This window comes from Microcella sp., assembly GCF_046293215.1.
Lineage (GTDB): Bacteria > Actinomycetota > Actinomycetes > Actinomycetales > Microbacteriaceae > Microcella.
In genome coordinates, this window is record NZ_JBKBPI010000002.1 from 163,948 (window position 1) to 180,009 (window position 16,062).

General features: G+C 69.1%; 16 protein-coding genes. 4 read left to right on the top strand and 12 right to left on the bottom strand.

What is annotated here, in order from left to right; translation table 11 throughout:
• Positions 1-12: 12 nt before the first annotated feature.
• Both ACK4SC_RS02775 and ACK4SC_RS02780 read right to left on the bottom strand, forming a co-directional pair.
• Positions 13-981, bottom strand: coding sequence for an AAA family ATPase (locus ACK4SC_RS02775; protein ID WP_409614850.1), 969 nt, complete (start codon positions 979-981; stop codon positions 13-15).
• Positions 982-1,111: 130 nt separating this feature from the next.
• Positions 1,112-1,336 (bottom strand): PLDc N-terminal domain-containing protein, encoded by a 225-nt coding sequence (locus ACK4SC_RS02780; RefSeq protein ID WP_409614596.1) that lies wholly within the window; start codon positions 1,334-1,336, stop codon positions 1,112-1,114.
• Between the two features lie 423 nt (positions 1,337-1,759).
• On the opposite strand from ACK4SC_RS02780, the gene ACK4SC_RS02785 reads away from it, so the two are divergent.
• A complete protein-coding gene (locus tag ACK4SC_RS02785) occupies positions 1,760-2,047 on the top strand; it encodes a hypothetical protein (protein ID WP_409614598.1) in 288 nt (95 codons plus the stop codon).
• Positions 2,048-2,203: 156 nt separating this feature from the next.
• Complete coding sequence (locus ACK4SC_RS02790; protein WP_409614600.1) at positions 2,204-2,698, top strand: hypothetical protein; 495 nt, start codon at positions 2,204-2,206, stop codon at positions 2,696-2,698.
• Positions 2,699-2,930: 232 nt separating this feature from the next.
• Here ACK4SC_RS02790 and coaD read toward each other — a convergent pair whose 3' ends face one another.
• From coaD to ACK4SC_RS02805, 3 genes are all read right to left on the bottom strand, one after another.
• A complete protein-coding gene (gene coaD, locus ACK4SC_RS02795; protein WP_409614602.1) occupies positions 2,931-3,422 on the bottom strand; it encodes a pantetheine-phosphate adenylyltransferase in 492 nt (163 codons plus the stop codon).
• Between the two features lie 69 nt (positions 3,423-3,491).
• The gene (locus tag ACK4SC_RS02800) at positions 3,492-4,178 is read right to left on the bottom strand and encodes an endonuclease/exonuclease/phosphatase family protein (RefSeq protein WP_409614604.1); all 687 of its coding nucleotides are present in this window, start codon (positions 4,176-4,178) and stop codon (positions 3,492-3,494) included.
• A gap of 3 nt (positions 4,179-4,181) precedes the next feature.
• Positions 4,182-6,398 carry an ATP-dependent DNA helicase RecG gene (locus ACK4SC_RS02805; RefSeq protein ID WP_409614606.1) on the bottom strand — a complete coding sequence of 739 codons (2,217 nt, stop codon included), beginning with the start codon at positions 6,396-6,398 and terminating at the stop codon, positions 4,182-4,184.
• Between the two features lie 32 nt (positions 6,399-6,430).
• On the opposite strand from ACK4SC_RS02805, the gene ACK4SC_RS02810 reads away from it, so the two are divergent.
• Positions 6,431-7,018, top strand: coding sequence for an RsmD family RNA methyltransferase (locus ACK4SC_RS02810; protein ID WP_409614608.1), 588 nt, complete (start codon positions 6,431-6,433; stop codon positions 7,016-7,018).
• Between the two features lie 34 nt (positions 7,019-7,052).
• Here the strand turns inward: ACK4SC_RS02810 and thiL are convergent, their stop codons facing one another.
• Complete coding sequence (gene thiL, locus ACK4SC_RS02815) at positions 7,053-8,087, bottom strand: thiamine-phosphate kinase (protein ID WP_409614610.1); 1,035 nt, start codon at positions 8,085-8,087, stop codon at positions 7,053-7,055.
• Between the two features lie 62 nt (positions 8,088-8,149).
• Here thiL and ACK4SC_RS02820 point away from each other — a divergent pair, with 62 nt between their 5' ends.
• Positions 8,150-8,728: a DUF3515 family protein gene (locus ACK4SC_RS02820; RefSeq protein WP_409614611.1), complete on the top strand. Its 579-nt coding sequence runs from the start codon at positions 8,150-8,152 to the stop codon at positions 8,726-8,728.
• A 451-nt stretch (positions 8,729-9,179) separates the two neighbouring features.
• Here the strand turns inward: ACK4SC_RS02820 and ACK4SC_RS02825 are convergent, their stop codons facing one another.
• The 6 genes from ACK4SC_RS02825 to murA form a co-directional block, all read right to left on the bottom strand.
• Complete coding sequence (locus tag ACK4SC_RS02825; protein ID WP_409614613.1) at positions 9,180-10,343, bottom strand: hypothetical protein; 1,164 nt, start codon at positions 10,341-10,343, stop codon at positions 9,180-9,182.
• Positions 10,344-10,385: 42 nt separating this feature from the next.
• On the bottom strand, positions 10,386-11,939 hold the full coding sequence (locus ACK4SC_RS02830) for a Mur ligase family protein (protein WP_409614614.1): 1,554 nt from the start codon (positions 11,937-11,939) through the stop codon (positions 10,386-10,388).
• Positions 11,936-12,679, bottom strand: coding sequence for an alpha/beta fold hydrolase (locus tag ACK4SC_RS02835; RefSeq protein ID WP_409614616.1), 744 nt, complete (start codon positions 12,677-12,679; stop codon positions 11,936-11,938). Before ACK4SC_RS02835 ends, ACK4SC_RS02830 begins: the two co-directional genes overlap by 4 nt.
• 47 nt (positions 12,680-12,726) lie before the next feature.
• The gene (locus ACK4SC_RS02840; protein ID WP_409614852.1) at positions 12,727-13,755 is read right to left on the bottom strand and encodes an NAD(P)H-dependent glycerol-3-phosphate dehydrogenase; all 1,029 of its coding nucleotides are present in this window, start codon (positions 13,753-13,755) and stop codon (positions 12,727-12,729) included.
• Between the two features lie 52 nt (positions 13,756-13,807).
• Complete coding sequence (locus ACK4SC_RS02845) at positions 13,808-14,578, bottom strand: lysophospholipid acyltransferase family protein (protein WP_409614618.1); 771 nt, start codon at positions 14,576-14,578, stop codon at positions 13,808-13,810.
• 85 nt (positions 14,579-14,663) lie between these two features.
• A complete protein-coding gene (gene murA, locus ACK4SC_RS02850; protein ID WP_409614620.1) occupies positions 14,664-16,040 on the bottom strand; it encodes a UDP-N-acetylglucosamine 1-carboxyvinyltransferase in 1,377 nt (458 codons plus the stop codon).
• Positions 16,041-16,062: the final 22 nt, after the last annotated feature.

Consider the following 16,062-nt stretch of genomic DNA (forward strand, 5'->3'; position numbering starts at 1 on the left):
AGCGCGGCGGGGTCAGTCGGTGGCGGTCGGAACCGGCACCGGGGTGGACGCCACGATGCGATCGATCACCTCGTCGACGTGTCCGACGGGGCGCCCATCGGGATGCTGTGCTCGCGGAACGAGGATCACCCGATGCGAGAGCACGGTCGTCGCGAGCGCGTCGATGTCGTCGGGCACGACGAAGTCGCGACCGTCGAGGGCCGCCCGCGCCCGCGCGGCACGAACCAGCTGCAGGGTCGAGCGGGGGCTCGCGCCGAGACGCAGCGCCGTGTCGTCACGGGTCGCCTGAGCGATCAGCACGGCGTAGCGCTCGACCGCGGGGCTCACGTAGACCTCGCGGACCGTGGCGATCATCCGGGTCAATCCGGCGATGTCGACGACCGGACGCAACTCGTCGAGGGGGCTCACCCGCTCTCGATCACGCAGCATGCGCTGTTCGTCGTCAACCGCGGGGTAGCCGATCGAGATGCGGGCCATGAAGCGATCGCGCTGCGCTTCGGGCAGGGCGTACGTGCCCTCCATTTCGATGGGATTCTGCGTTGCCACCACGAGGAAGGGCTTGGCAAGTTCGTGGGTGCGCCCGTCGACGGTGACCTGCCCTTCTTCCATGCACTCGAGCAGGGCCGACTGGGTTTTGGGGCTCGCCCGGTTGATCTCATCGCCGATGACGATGTGGGCGAACACCGGCCCCGGAGTGAACTCGAAGGTGCCGGTTTGCTGGCGGTACACGCTGACTCCGGTGATGTCAGCGGGCAGGAGGTCCGGGGTGAACTGGATACGGCTGACCCGGCCGTCGACGCAGCGGGCGAGCGCCCGGGCGAGCACGGTCTTGCCGACTCCCGGCACGTCTTCGATCAGGAGGTGCCCTTCGGCGAGGAGCACCGTGAGAGCGATATCGACCGCGTCAGGCTTGCCGTCGATGACCCCGTTCATGGCCCGTCGGATCGCGTCGCCGGCCTCGCGGAACTCATCGGCGGTCATGGGGCCGGACCCGGCCGCGGGGCTTGTCGTCGCGCTCGTCGTCGTGCTCACCCTGCGTACTCTGCCACGCGCGCGTGACGAAACGCCCGAGAATCACGCATTCAGATGAGGATTTCCCGCCTCGCGCCCGTCACGAGCGGAACGGGTCACCGATGCGGCGCCCCAGGATGAACCACGCGATGGTGCCGAGGAACGGGAAGAAAAACACGATGACCGCCCACACGAGCTTCATCGCCGCACTGAGTTCGGTCGACTGCGCGATCTGAATAAGCGCCACGACGATGAGCGCGATCCACAGCACACCGAGCAGCAGAATGATCACGGCGAGAGGCGTGAAGCCCGATAGCTGTTCCATGCGGTCGAGACTGGCAGAGCGGGATGCTCGTGTCGAGCCCGCCGTCAAACGGAAAACTTTTCGACGAATCGCCGTATGCCCCTTGCGGGATGCGCATCCCGCCCGCTACGGTCGTTTTCGCTCTCACGTCGAAAGGAGGCCGAGCATGTTTATTTTCACTACGGGACAGCCCCGTCACACCGCCGGCTTCGTCGGCGTCCTCACCGCGTAAGCGGGTAGCGCTCTCGCCACCCGTTCTGCCGGTGGCGACGCTCACGAAGCTCGATCCCCTCGCTGTTATTGCGCGCACTCTACGTCGCGCGAGAACCGCAGCGCAGAGCGGATCATCGCCCCGTCTGCCGCGCCCGCGCGCGGCGCCCGGCGCCGTCGTGCGCCGCGGCTCCCCCGCACCGCCCGCCTTTCTCGCAGTGAGGAACACCCCTCGTGACCATCACGACCCACACCCCCTCCCCCGAGTCGACGCACGCGCGTCGGCCCGAAGCCGAATCGATACGCCCGAGTTCACTCCGCGCCCGACGCGATCGCCGCTCGCTGACGCTGATCGACCGCATCGCCCTGACCGTGGGTGTCGCGCTCGTGACGTGGAGCCGGCGCCCGCGCATCGCCGATCGTCGCGATGAACTCGAGCGCCGGGTGCACCGTCGCATGAGCGACGAGCAGCGTGAACGGCGGCAGGTGCAGCTAATGCTGCAGTGCCTGCCGCCGCGATGAGCACCCAGCCCGCCCGGGCTTTCATGCCCGGGCGGGCATGCGGCGGCGTCCGGCCTCCGTCGTCCGGCGTCCGGCGTGCGACGCTGAGCGGCTGCTCAGATGAGCACCCTACGGTGAGAGCACGGAACCCTCGTCGTCACGAAAGCGAATATCAGGATGCGCGCACTCATCACCCGAGGAATTGACCTGTTCGACCGGTTCGTCGTCTGGACCATGGACAACTTCGGGGTGAAGTTCGCCCGCCTCGCAATCGGCGTGGTGTTCATCTGGTTCGGGGCCCTCAAGATCATGGGTGACCTGAGCCCGGCCTACGACCTGGTGGCAGCCACCGTGTACTTCGCCACTCCCGAGATCATCGTGCCCCTGCTCGGCGTGTGGGAGGTCGCGATCGGGCTCGCATTCCTCTTCCCGCCGACGACGCGACTGGCGCTGCTGATGCTGATTCCGCAGATGCCGGGCACTTTCCTCCCGCTCGTGCTGTTGCCCGAGGTGACCTACACGGTCTTCCCCTTCGGCCTGACAATCGAGGGCCAGTACATCGTCAAGAACCTCGTCATCATTGCGTGCGCACTGATCATTGGCGGGCACGCGCTGCGCAAGCACAAGGCCGATACTGCGAGCATCCCCGTACCCGAGCGCGTCTCCGCCTAACAGTCGGGTTTGGCGTCGCGCGGTCTATGCCCGACGGAAGAGGCGCGCAAAGAATCCTGGCTCGCCCTCGTGGCCCTGGCATCGCTTCGACTGAGGGGTACCGCGCATCACCTGGGTGACGTGCTGGCCGCATCCCGTCCAGGTTGCTTTGCCGCACTTACGGCAGGTGACCTGCTGGCACATGGAGGACTCCTTGGGGTTCGCGAGTACCCCCACTATACCCCCTGGGGTATTACCCCTCCCCCGTTTCCTCCAGGAACTCCGCCACGGCGCGGGGCACGTAGGGCGCCACATCGCCGCCCAGGCTCGCCACCTGGCGCACCAACGAGCTCGACACGTGTGCGTGCGCGGGATCGGGCAGCATGAATACCGTCTCGACGCCCGCGAGGTTGCGGTTGACGATCGCCATGGGCGTCTCATAGGCGACATCAACCTGACTGCGCACGCCCTTGACGAGCACCGTGGCCCCGACCTCGGTGCAGTAGTCGACGAGGAGCCCGACGCTCCAGCCCGTGACGCGAATCGAGTCGGGCAGCGCGCGGTCGGCGATCGCCTGCTCGATGAGCGACACCCGCTGCGCGATGGGCAGCATGGCCGCCTTGCCGGGGTTGTGCACCACGAGCACGTGGATCTCGTCGAAGATGTTGGCCGCGCGCTCGATGACATCGAGGTGGCCCAGAGTGACCGGGTCGAACGACCCAGGAACGACGGCGATCCTGCTCATGTGCTCCAGCCTAGCGACTCGACGTTATCGATCCGTGACGGAACCGGCCACGAGCATCCCCGAATCGTGTCAGGCGGCTTGCACCCGCTCGGCGTACTCCGCGTTGACGAGAATCGGCATGTGGTCGCTCACGCCCTGCGGCAGCGTCGTCACGGTGGTCAGAGCCATGCCGATTGACGTGGCGAAGTCGAAGTGCCCGCGGAAGAACTTGTAGCGGGTGTACGTGCGCGAGTCGGCCAGCGTAACCTCGTGGCCCGAGCGTTGCACGGTCGACGACAAGAACTCTTGGAACCACGGATAGTTGAAGTCGCCGACCATCAGGGTCGGCAGGTGTGCGCCGAACGAGTCGAGGGCCTCGTGCGCGGCGTGGATCTGGGTGCGGCGCAGCGAGTTCAGCGCCGTCAGGGGCGCGGCGTGGAACGAGCCAATCACGACCTCACGCTGGTGTTTGTGGTCGAACAGCAGCGACCCCAGAAGGCGCTCATGGGCAGGCTTGGCAATGATGTCGTGCAGCGAGCGCTTCAGCGAAAAGGCCTTGGTGTCGAGGGCCTCAAACCGTTCGTGGTGGTAGTAGATGGCGAGCCCCAAGCGGTTGCCCCGCGTCGCATCGGCCAAGTGCATCGGGCCGAGATCATCGGGCAGCCGGTTCGTGTCGATCTCTTGCAGGCACAGCAGATTGGGTTCGTACTCGGCGATGAGAGCGGCGAGCTCACCGATCGCCGCGTGCTTGCGGAGGTTGTAGCTAATGACACGCATCGTCTAATTCTTCGCCATGAACTCTCGAGCTGATTCATCGAGACGCCGAGCGAGGGCATCCGCCAGAGCAGGATGCCCGGCCAGCGCCGGGTCACCCTCCAGTATCCCCGCTGCAGCCTGGCGTGCGTCGATGATCACCTCAGAATCGGTGACGACGCGCAGCAACTTCAGGCTCGAGCGGCCGCCCGACTGGTTCGCGCCGAGCACGTCGCCCTCGCGACGCAGCTCCAGGTCGACCTGCGCCAGCTCGAAACCGTCGAGCGTCGCGGCGACCGCGTCGACGCGCTGCCGCGCCGTCGTGTCGGGTTCCGCCGCCGTGACGAACAAACACAGACCCGGATGCGCGCCCCGCCCCACGCGCCCCCGCAGCTGGTGCAGCTGGCTGACCCCGAAGCGGTCGGCGTCGATGACCGCCATGAAGGTCGCGTTCGGCACGTCGACCCCGACCTCGATGACCGTCGTCGCGACCAGCACGTCGAGGTCGCCGGCGGCAAAGGCGCGCATCGTCGCGTCCTTCTCCTCGGCTGGCATGCGGCCGTGCAGCGCGGCGATGCGGCGGCCAGCCAGCGGGGGCGCCTGCTGCAGGATCGGCAGCAAGTCGACGATGCTGCCGGGCGGGCGGTCGATGATGGGAGGGGCGTCGGGGTCGTCAGCGAGAGCATCCGGGTCGTCTTCGACCGTCGACGGGTCAATCGCGGGCACGACGACGAAGCCCTGCCGCCCCGCGTCGAGTTCTTCGCCGAGGCGCTGCCAGACGCGCGGCCACCAGCCCGGCTTGTCGGCGAGCGGCACGACGTGACTCACGATCGGGATGCGTCCCTCGGGCAGCGTGCGAATCGTCGAGACATCCAGGTCACCGAACACCGTCATCGCGACCGTTCGGGGAATGGGGGTGGCGGTGAGAACGAGCACGTGGGGTGGCACAGCACCCTTGCGTCGGAGTGTCTCGCGCTGTTCGACCCCGAAACGGTGTTGCTCGTCGACGACCACGAGACCGAGATCAACGAACTGCACCTGGTCGCCGAGCAGGGCGTGGGTGCCGACGACGATGCGCGCCGAGCCGCTCGCGATCGCGAGTAGCGCCTTACGTCGTTCCGCCGCACCGAGCTGCCCGGTCAGCAGCACCGGCCGCAGCCGCGCCGCGCGGTCGGGACCCAGGGTGGCAACGATGGAACGGAAGTGTTGCGCGGCCAGCACCTCGGTCGGAGCGAGCAGGGCGCTCTGGCCGCCGTTCTCGGCGACCGTGAGCATCGCGCGCACAGCGACGAGCGTCTTGCCCGAGCCGACCTCCCCCTGCACGAGCCGGTTCATGGGGACGGCGGCGGCCAGGTCGCGGGCGATCTCGTCTCCGACGGCGCGCTGGTCGGGCGTCAGGGTGAAGGGCAACCCGGCGTCGAAGCCCGCGAGCTCGGCGCCGGGCAGGCGCGGCTCGGCGGGCGACGAGCGAAGAACGGCACGCTGTTGCAGGAGCGCTGCCTGGAGGAGGAACGCCTCGTGGAAGCGCAGGGTGTCGCGGCCGCGGCGCCACTGCTGATCGTCTTCCGGCTGGTGGGTGAAGCGCAGGGCCCGCGCGAGGTCGAGGAGTTGCCGCTCGGCACGCACGTCCAGCGGCACCGGGTCATCGAGGTCGCCCAGACTGTCGAGGGCGACGCCCATCGCCTTCTGCAGCTGCCAGCTCGAGACGGTCGACGTGGCCGGGTAGATCGGAATCGGAGCGAGCGCCCACTTCTGCGCCTCGGGGTCGGGCGCGCCCGGCACAAGTTCGAGGTCGTCGAACAGTTGGTAGTCGGGGTGGGCCAGCTGGCGGGCTCCCCGGTACTCGCCGACCTTGCCGGCGAAGATGCCGCGCACGCCCGGCTTCAGAGTGTCCTTGCGCCACGCCTGATTGAAGAACGTGAGCGTCACGATGCCGCGACCGTCGGTGATCTGCACCTCGAGAATCGAGCCCTTGCGGTTCTTCATCGACCGCTCGGTGACCCGCAGCACCTCGGCGACGATCGTGACCTCCTCGCCGACGGTCAGCTCGGTGAGCGCCGTCAGCTCGCCGCGCTTCGCGTAGCGCCGCGGGTAGTGGGCGACGAGGTCGCCGACCGTCTGCATGCCGAAGGCGCGCGTGAGCGCCTTCGCGGTGCGGTCGCCGAGCACCCGCACCAGCTGCTGGTCGAGCGGGCCGGTCACGGCGTCAACGCTACCTGTGGCTGCCGACGCTGCCCCGCGCATCCAATCGGGATGCGCCCGGTAGCGTGGAGAACGTGACTCGCCTGATCGCCGGATTCGCCGGCTCGCTCACGCTCAGCGTGCCGAAAAGCGGCACGCGACCCACGAGCGACCGTGTGCGTGAGGCGATCTTCTCAGCGCTCGACGCGCGCGACCTCATCGACGGCGCCCACGTCGTCGACCTGTACGCCGGGTCGGGAGCGCTCGGGCTCGAGGCCGCCAGCCGAGGGGCGTCGTCTGTCGTCCTTGTCGAGAAGGCGGCGTCGGCCGCCCGCGTGTGCCAGGCGAACGCGCGCCTGGTGGAGCAGCAGGCGGCCAGATTCGGGGTCGAGCCGGCCCCGCGCATCCGAGTGGTGACGCGCGCCGCGCGCTCCGCGGTCGAGACCCTCGACGGGCCGATCGACCTCGTGTTCATCGATCCGCCGTACGAGGTGAGCGCTGACGAGGTCGACGAACTGCTCGAGGCGCTCGAACCGCGCCTCGCGCCAGGTGCGGTGATCGCGCTCGAGCGATCGTCGCGGAGCGCTCCCCCGACCACGAGCGGCGGCATCGTGCACGATCGCACGGCCCGCTACGGCGAGACGGTCGTGCATTGGCTGAGTCGGGTCGCCAACGGCGACTGAGGCCAACAGTGCCGTCAGGCGTGGTCAGGCGACGTTAGGCGTCGTCGAACGAATCCCACCCGCCGCGCTGGTCGAACGGGCGACCCGAGACCCGTAGCTCAGGGCCGTCGTCGCTTGCCTCGACGACCCGCCCGATGACGCGAAATCCACCCGGCAGTCCGGGGCCGCCGTCGGCGACGAGAGCCGCGGGGAACGTCGCCAGGAGGCTGTGGTCTTCGCCGCCCGTGAGCATGAGCGGCAGGAACATCGCGTCGACGCCCGCCGCGATGCACACGGCCGCGGCATCGAGGTCAAGAACGACACCGCTCGCGCGGGCGATGCGGCGGGCGTCGAGCGCGAGCCCGTCGCTGAGGTCGAGCATGGCGGTGGCGCCCGCGATGGCCGCCGCGGGGCCGTCGATGATCGGGGGGCGGGGGGCGAGCTGCGCCTCGATGATGCGGTGCTCGTCGGCGCGCAGAGCGGCGGCCTTCTCGGCGTCGGGGACTCCGGCGTCGTCAACGCCCTCGTCGAAGAGCATCCGCAGGCCGCGGGCGGCGACGCCGACGCCGCCGGAGACCGCGACCACGTCACCCGGCTGCGCGCCCGCCCGTGTGATCGGCGGGCGACCCTCCAGATCGCCGAACGCCGTGACCGCGATGGTGAGGGTCGATCCGACGCTGAGGTCGCCGCCCACGACCCCGCACCCGGGGGCGAGGGCAGCGCAGGCGTCGGCGAACCCGTCAGCTAGCTGCTCGAGCTCGGCAACCGCGGTATCGGCGGGGGCGATGAGGGCGACGACCAGACCGGTCGGGCGGGCGCCCATCGCGGCGATGTCGCTGAGGTTGGTGGCGGCGGCCTTCCAGCCCAGGTCGTGCGGGGTCGACCAGGCGCGGCGAAAGTCGGGGCCGTCGACCATCACGTCGGTGGTGACCACGAAGCGACCGTCGGCGGCGGCGACGACGGCGGCGTCGTCGCCGGGCCCGAGCACGGTGTGTTCGCCGCGCGGCAGTCGGGGGATGATGCGGGCGAGCGCCGCGATCTCACCGACCGTGCGCAGGGTGTCGGCATGAGCATCCGGGCTGTGGGTCACGAGGTCCACGCTAGCGCGACGCGCACAGCGGGCAGCGAGCCGCGGGCAGTAGCGTAAAGGCGATGACACGCCGACCCGTCCGTGCCGCAGGAGCCCTCGCCGCGGCCTCGCTGCTCGCCGCGCTCACCGCGTGCGCGCCCACCGTCGCGCTCGAGCCCGCCGACGACGCGAACGCCGTGGCCTGCGCCGAGATCAGCGTGCGCCTACCCGACGAGATGCTGGGGCTTGAGCGCCGCACCACCAACGCGCAGGCCACCGCGGCGTGGGGTAACCCCGCCGCCGTGATCTACCGCTGTGGGCTACCGCCGATCGGCGCCACCGACCTGCCCTGCTTCACCGTTGAGGGTGTCGACTGGCTGCTTGACGAGTCGAACGCGCCGCAGTTCGTGTTCCTGACCTACGGGCGAGCACCCGTCACCGAGATCATCGTCGACCCCGACCTCGCCGGAGTCGCCGGAGTGGACGTGCTGCGAGCCCTCAGCCCCGCCGTGTCGGCGGTGGAGGCGACGCAGCAGTGCCTCGCCGCGACCGACGTGTTCACGGGGGGCCAGATCGCGCCGCCGAGCGAGGACGGTGCGCCGGCACCCAGCGACGGCGACGAGCCGACGCCGAGCGAGGGCGAGCAGCCGACCGACGAGTAACAGCCCGACGCCGAGGCGCAGAAACGCCAACGGCCGTCGGCTCTGCGCGGAGGCGCCTCCCACCTGCAGCCACTTCCACAACAGCGGAACGGGTGAAGCGGCGTCACAGATTCTGGGTGGGGCCGGGCGTCCCGTCCGCGTCGGCGCAGTGTCGGCGCAGTGTCGGCGCAGTGTCGACGTTGATCCGTGCCGTGTCGTTTCTCAGGAGTTCCGGTCACGAGTTCCCGGAAACTCGCGGGAGCGGAGGGGCGGCGCACCCTGAACTCCTGAGAAACGTCACGCGACGCACTCGCGAAACCGGTGCGGCCATCCACGTGAGTGGACGGCGCTGCAGGGGGCACCTGCTCTCAAGTCAGGGCGGCGATAGGCGCGGCACTCGCAAGCGCGAGCGGGCAGGCCGGCGACAGGCGCGGCACCGCGCAGGCGCGAGGGCGCCCGGGCAGAACGGGCTCTACGCGCGCGGGCCGTCGAGCCCGACCAACTTGCCGGCGATTCCGCCGGCGGCGCGCAGGGCTGCTCCCCCGCCGAACCCGGCCTGCGGGAACACCACGCGCTTATCACGCGCCTCGACGAGCGCGTCGATGAGCACCGTGGCCGCCGGTTGCGTCGGCGCCCAGAGGTACAGCGACATCGCCCCGGGGATCGAATTGACCTCGTTCACGAACACCTCGCCGGCGGCCTCGTCGAGCAGCAGGTCGACCCGCACCACCCCGGTGAGTCGGGTGACGTCGGCGACGCGCTCGGCGAGTTCTCGCGCGGCCGCGTGGATGCTCGCATCGACGTTCGCAGGAAACTCGCGCGGCGCGCTCGTCAGCCCCGCCTCCGAGCCGGAGCCGCCCGCCAGATACTTCTCGGCGTACGAGTACAGGGCGCTGCCGCCCTCACCACGGAGCGGCTTCTCGAGCTCGGTGATCTCAAGCTGCGGGTAGGTGCGGAAGCTGATGTTGAGGTCAACCAGCTCGGGACGGTACGGCTCGAGCACAGCGCCCGTGCGCAGGTGCACGCTGGAGGCGGCGAGCGCCCTGGCCGCCTCGATGTCGTCGGCGATCTCGATGCCGATCGACGAGCCTCCGAAGCGGGGCTTCACGATGTACGGGCCCGCGAACGATGGCTCACGCAGCGTCGAGACCGCCTCGCGCGGCAGCGACGGAATGCCCGCCGAGGCCATGAGGCCGCCGAACGCCAGCTTGTCCATGCCGACAGCACCTGCAAAGAGCGTCGACCCGGTCGCGGGCACGCCGAGGAACGAGAACAGGGCCGCGGCACCGCCGCCCTCGCCGGCTCCGCCGTGCAGGCACAACAGCGCCGCGTCGAGCTCGATGCGCTCGGCGCCCAGGCGCTTGCGGCGGTAGAGGCCCGGCTCGCCCGACAGTCGCACCTCGAGCGGCTGCGAGTCGCGCGGGGCGCCTTCGAGGTAGTCCTTCGCCTCGGTGCCGTCCGGCACGCGGAACCACTCGCCCGTCGGCGACCAGTACACCGGCACGACCGACTGCCCGGCTGCGGTCAGCACCCGCTCGGCCTGTAGGCCCGTCAGGATCGAAATCTCGTGCTCGGGGCTGGGGCCGCCGAAGACGACCGCCCACGGGTGGGTCTGAGCCGAAGCGTGCTGCGTCATGGACACCTATCGTTCGTTTCGGGCGAGATCACCCGCCAGAACTCACGGATAGTGATCGGGCAGGTCGTTCTCGTAGAGGATAACGCCCCGATCACCCGCGGCCTCGACCGCGGCCTTCACGGCCTGGTCGCGCGTGGCGACCGCGACGGCGCCCTCGCCGTAACCGGAGACGAGCGCCGAGCGGTTCGTGCGACCCACCGCGTACAGGGCTCCGCCGGCGGCCTTGATCGCCGCACCGAACGCCCTGTTGCGTTCCGCTTGCACGGGGCCGAGCTCAACCATCCCGGGGGTCACGACAACGAGCGGCCCCCCGGTTTCGGCCGCGAGTGCGCGCGCTCCGTCGAGCGCACGGTGCGCCCCCACCGGGTTGGAGTTGTATGTGTCGTCGATGATGCGCGCGCCGCTCGGTGCCACCTGCACCTCGGCGCGGTGGGCCGAGCCCGGCAGGTCGCCAAGGCGCCCCGCGATGGTGTCGACCGGCACCCCGGCGGCCAGCGCGATGCCCGCCGCGACGGCGACGTTGACGGCGTGCCCCGTTCCCGACACGGTGACGGCGACCGGTTCAGTGGCGCGACCGATCCTGATGAGGCCGGCGCGTGCATCCAGCACGACGTCGGCATCGGCGCCCGCCGTCGACACGGTGACGACGGTCTTGCCCTGCTCGGCGCACAGGGCGGCGTGCTGGGCGAGCCGCTCGTCGTCGATCGGCAACACCACGGTCGACGCGTGTTCGGTGATCTCGGCCTTCGCTCGGAAGATCACATCGGTCGAGCGCATGCGCTCAAGGTGGGCTTCGCCCACAACCGTGATCGCGGCGATGTCGGGGGGAAAGTACCCGCACAACTCGCGAATCTCGCCCGCGCCGAAGATGCCCATCTCGGCCACGAAGATCTCGGTGCCGGGAACGAGCTTGTCGTTGACGGCACGCGACAACCCCAGCCGGTTATTGAAGGATGCGGGGCTCGCGACCGTCGGGAACGTCGCGCTCACGAGGTGCGCGACATAGTTTTTGGTGCTCGTCTTGCCGTACGAGCCGGTGATCGCGACGACGCGCGGCTCCACCTGCTGGAGGCGCTTCTGCGCCTGCACGACGAACTTCTTTGACCCGGCCTTCTCGATGGGCGCCATGATCGCGAGCGCGAGGTCGGTGAGCGGGGCACTGACGAGGAGGGTCACGGCGACGCCCGCCGCGCCGAGCAGCACGGCGAGAACAACAGCGACAGCCACGTGCAGGATGACCCAGGCGATCATGAGCCGCTTCACTCGGTCGGTGATGGCGAACTTCGCCGAGCGGCCGCGCAGGGGCAGGCCGAGCGGCACAAACGCAAGCGCGGCCAGCGCGACGAGCGCCCAGTAGTCACCGAGCGGCGGCACCCCGCCGAGCACGGCGACAAACGTCGCCCCGATGGCGACGACCAGCAGCGCGGCCGTGACGGGCTCGCGGGTGACCCACAACCAGGCCATCCGCGTGGTCCAGCCGGGCACGTAGTGCTCGCGCTGAGCAACACGCAGCCACCGTGCCGCGATGGGCACGGCAACGAGTAGCCCGGCCGCAAACGCCACGAGGGTCGCGGGGGCGGTAAGCAGGTCGATCATTGGGGCTGGTCCAGTTCGTCGAGGAGGGTCAGCAACTCTTCACGCACGGCGAGCTCGAGGTCGCCGGTCATCAAGTGTGCCGTACCGTCCACGACGCGGAACCGCGCGCCGCCGATGCGCTCTGACGCAACCCGACCCGCGTCGGTCGGAGCATCCGTGTCGTTCTGACCCCAGACCATCCGCACGGGGCAGCGCAGCGCGCCGAGGGCGTCGTCATAGTTCTCGCCGACCACCCGCACGAGGATGTCGCGCATGACGCCCTGAGCGGCCCGGTAGTCGCTCGAGCCGCGACGGCGACGGATGGCCTCCATGCGGCGGTCACTGATGATGCCGCGCTGGTTCGCCCACCGAGCGAGTCGGTAACTGAGGGGCGGCGCTGCCGGCGCGGTCAAGCGCACGAGGGGTACGCCGGTCAGCACGAGGCCCGAAACCAACTCTGGCCGGGAGGCGGCGACGCGAACGGCCACGCGCCCACCGAAGGAGTGCCCGACCAGCACGACCGGTGCGAAGGCGGCGATCGCGTCGGCGACGAGCTCGGCGTACTGCTCGGTGCCCCACGCGCTCTCGGGAGCAGGTGCCGGGCCGAATCCGGGCAGGTGGATGCTCACCGCATCCAGCCCGGACAGCACCGTTTCGAAGTCGGTGCCGTCACGCCCCCAGCCGTGCAGCGCGACGACGCGCGGCGGCGTGGACCCGTGCTTCTCGGCCAGAACGCGGCCGCCGGCGAGTGACGTAATCACTGCATCAGCCTAACGCGGGCTGTGCCCCGTCTGGGGGCCATGCCGCCCTACTCTCCCTGCGGCTCGTCGCTGTCGGTGGCCAGGTGGGGCGCCAACTCGCGCGGGTCGAGGGTTCCGTCGAGCACTTGGGCCACCTGGGACACGATCGGCATGGAGACCCCCCGCTGCGCAGCGAGCTCGAGAATCGGACCGACCGAGGCGAGGCCCTCGGCGGTCTGATTCATCTGCGCGATCACCTCGGTGAATGCGTACCCCTGCCCGAGCAAACGCCCCGCGGTGTTGTTGCGCGACAGCGGCGACTCACAGGTGGCGATGAGGTCTCCCAGCCCCGCAAGGCCGCTCATCGTTTCGGGTCGTGCGCCGAAGGCAACGGCGAAATGGGTGAGTTCGACGAGGCCTCGCGTGATGATGGACGCCTTGGTGTTCTCGCCATAGCCCACACCATCTGCAATCCCGACCGCGACCGCAATGAGGTTCTTCAGCACTCCTCCGAACTCGGTGCCGATGACATCAGAGTTGACGAATGACTTGAAGTACTCGTTGCTCGCGGCGGCAGCGACCTGACGTGCCGTGTCGGCGTTCACGCTCGAGACGACGGCGGCGGTCGGCTCGCGCTTGGCGATTTCGAGCGCGAGGTTCGGTCCGCTGATCACGGCAATTCGCTTATCGTCGATGCCGAGTTCGGTACGAATAACCTCGCTCATGCGCAGTCCGGTACCGCGCTCGACACCCTTCATGAGACTGACGACGGGAACGTCGGCCGGCACGATGTCGCGAATGGAATGCAGGTTCGATCGCAGCGATTGGCTGGGCACCGAGAGGTAGACCTGGTCAGCGCCGTCGAGCACCTTCTCGAGCGAATCGTGCGCGCGGAGCGTTCGCGGCAGGTTGATGCCGGGCAGGTAGTCACTGTTGCGGTGCGACTCGGTGATCTCTTGCGCTACCTCGCGGCGCCGCGCCCAGAGCATGACGTCCGAGCCCGCGTCGGCGAGCACCTTGGCAAACGTTGTGCCCCACGACCCCGCCCCGAGCACGGCGATGCGACGGGCCCCGCCGTCAAGGTCGGGAAGGGGCAGGCGAATCGCCTCGGTCAGAGTCGGATGCTCGGCTCGCGCACCGAACGCGCTGTCACTGCTCAAAACGGCCCGTTTCTTTCTGGCCGTGCTTGGCCGGGTCCCACCGCTCGGCAGGCGGCTCCTCGTTACGGAGATCACCCAACAACGCGGCGATGGCGTCCATGACGCGTGCGGTTCCTTCTGACAGGGTCGCCGCATCCAACGGGCGGCCAGCCAGGTCGCTCAAGTCGACCGGATCACCGATCTTGCACACAATGCGCTTGCGCGGGAAGAAGCTGATCTTCTTCGAGTAGCGGCCCATGATCTGCTGGGTTCCCCAGTGCGCGGCGGGGATGATCGGTACGCCGGCTGCAAGCGCCATGCGCACGGCCCCTGACTTACCCCGCATCGGCCACAGCTCGGGGTCGCGGGTGAGAGTGCCTTCGGGGTAGATGATCACGGCGAGCTCGCGGTCGACCAGCTGCTGTGCGGCCTTGAGCGGCGCGTCGGACCGCCCCCGACCCTCACGCTCGACGGGTATCTGGCCGGATGCCCGCAGCACCGCCCCGAGGAACTTGTTTCCGAACAGGCTCGCCTTGGCCAAAAACCGCGGCACTCGCTTCAGCTTCCACATGAAGCGGCCCATGATGACCGGGTCGATCTCGCTGTAGTGGTTGGGGGCGAGGATGAACGCACCCCGTTTGGGCAGCTTGTGACCGTCGATCACGTCGTAGCGGGCCATCAGCGTCAGCGGGGGCAGCAGGATGGCAGCGATGAGCCACCACAGCGGCGTTCGCTCGGGTCCACGACGGCGCCCAGGAGCGGTGGAGGGTGCGGAAGTCACGGCGTACAGGTTAGACCCAGACGCATCCCCGGCCGGGAATGGCTCTCCCATCCCCGCGCCCGGTGCAGGGCGGCGAGTGGCGCGATCACGCCTCTGTTGCGACGACCTCGAACTCTGCCCCGAGCTGTTGCAGCTTGTCGAGGAACAGCTCATAGCCGCGAGCGATGATGCCCACGTTGCTGATGGTCGATGTGCCGGAGGCGGCGAGCGCGGCGATGAGATGGCTGAAACCGCCGCGGAGATCGGGAACGCGGACGTCGGCGCCGTGCAGCGGGGTCGGGCCGGTAATCACCGCGGCCTGCTCGAGCTTGCGGCGGGGAACCCGTCGGGTGATCGAGGCGATGCCGTCTTTGTGCACGACAATGTCGGCACCCATCTCGTTGAGCGCTTCCGTGAATCCGAAGCGGTTTTCGTACACGGTCTCATGCACGACCGAGACGCCGTCGGCCTGCGTGAGCGCCACGACCATGGGCTGCTGCCAGTCGGTCATGAACCCCGGGTGCACGTCCGTTTCGACCTGCACGGGCTTGAGCGCGCAGCCAGGGTGCCAGAAGCGAATGCCGTCTTCGAGCACCTCGAATTCGCCGCCCACCTTGCGGTAGACGTTCAAGAACGTCATGAGCTCTTGCTGCTCGGCGCCACCGACGGTGATGTCGCCTCGCGTGGCGAGAGCGGCCGCGGCCCAGCTCGCGGCCTCGTTGCGGTCGAAGATCGCCGTGTGCAGGTAGCCCCGCAGTTTTTCGACGCCTTCGATCACAATGACCCGGTTCGGCTCTACCGAGATGATGGCACCCATCTTCTGCAGGATCGCGATGAGGTCCATGATCTCGGGCTCGATCGCCGCGTTCTTCAACTCGGTGGTTCCGCGGGCACGCACGGCCGAGAGCAGCACCTGCTCGGTCGCTCCGACGCTCGGGAAGGGCAGCTCGATGTGGGCGCCGGTCAATCCGTCGGGGGCCGTCAGGTGAATTCCGTCGTCGAGCTTCTTGACGTTCGCACCCAGGGCGCGCAGTGCGTCGAGGTGGAAGTCGATCGGCCGGTCGCCGATCTTGCAGCCGCCAAGGTCGGGGATGAACGCCTCGCCCAGCTGGTGCAGCAGTGGTCCGCAGAACAGAATCGGGATGCGACTGGATCCGGCGTGAGCGTTGATCTCGGCGAAGTGCGCGCTCACGACGTTCGACGGGTCGAGGGTGAGCACGCCCGGCTCGGGACTGTCGATGACGACGCCGTGGGCCTCAAGCAGCCCGCGCACGACGTGCACATCGCTGATCTCGGGAACGCCCTTCAACGTGCTCGGGCTGTCGCCGAGCAGCGCCGCGACCATCGCCTTCGTGACGAGGTTCTTGGCGCCGCGCACCTCGATACGCCCCGTGAGCGGCTTGCCGCCGTGAATGCGCAGGGTGTCTCCGCCGAGGCCGACGCGGGCAGCAGACATGAGCGAGTCCTTCGTGAGGGAGTTCATGTAACTCGTTCCTTGCCCGGGG

Coding starts and splice junctions, on each gene's coding strand:
- ACK4SC_RS02775 (WP_409614850.1), bottom strand. CDS start 981: ATGACCGCCGATGAGTTCCGCGAGGCCGGCGACGCGATCCGACGGGCC.
- ACK4SC_RS02780 (WP_409614596.1), bottom strand. CDS start 1,336: ATGGAACAGCTATCGGGCTTCACGCCTCTCGCCGTGATCATTCTGCTG.
- ACK4SC_RS02790 (WP_409614600.1), top strand. CDS start 2,204: ATGCGCGCACTCATCACCCGAGGAATTGACCTGTTCGACCGGTTCGTC.
- coaD (WP_409614602.1), bottom strand. CDS start 3,422: ATGAGCAGGATCGCCGTCGTTCCTGGGTCGTTCGACCCGGTCACTCTG.
- ACK4SC_RS02800 (WP_409614604.1), bottom strand. CDS start 4,178: ATGCGTGTCATTAGCTACAACCTCCGCAAGCACGCGGCGATCGGTGAG.
- ACK4SC_RS02805 (WP_409614606.1), bottom strand. CDS start 6,398: ATGCGCGGGGCAGCGTCGGCAGCCACAGGTAGCGTTGACGCCGTGACC.
- ACK4SC_RS02820 (WP_409614611.1), top strand. CDS start 8,150: ATGACACGCCGACCCGTCCGTGCCGCAGGAGCCCTCGCCGCGGCCTCG.
- ACK4SC_RS02825 (WP_409614613.1), bottom strand. CDS start 10,343: ATGACGCAGCACGCTTCGGCTCAGACCCACCCGTGGGCGGTCGTCTTC.
- ACK4SC_RS02830 (WP_409614614.1), bottom strand. CDS start 11,939: ATGATCGACCTGCTTACCGCCCCCGCGACCCTCGTGGCGTTTGCGGCC.
- murA (WP_409614620.1), bottom strand. CDS start 16,040: ATGAACTCCCTCACGAAGGACTCGCTCATGTCTGCTGCCCGCGTCGGC.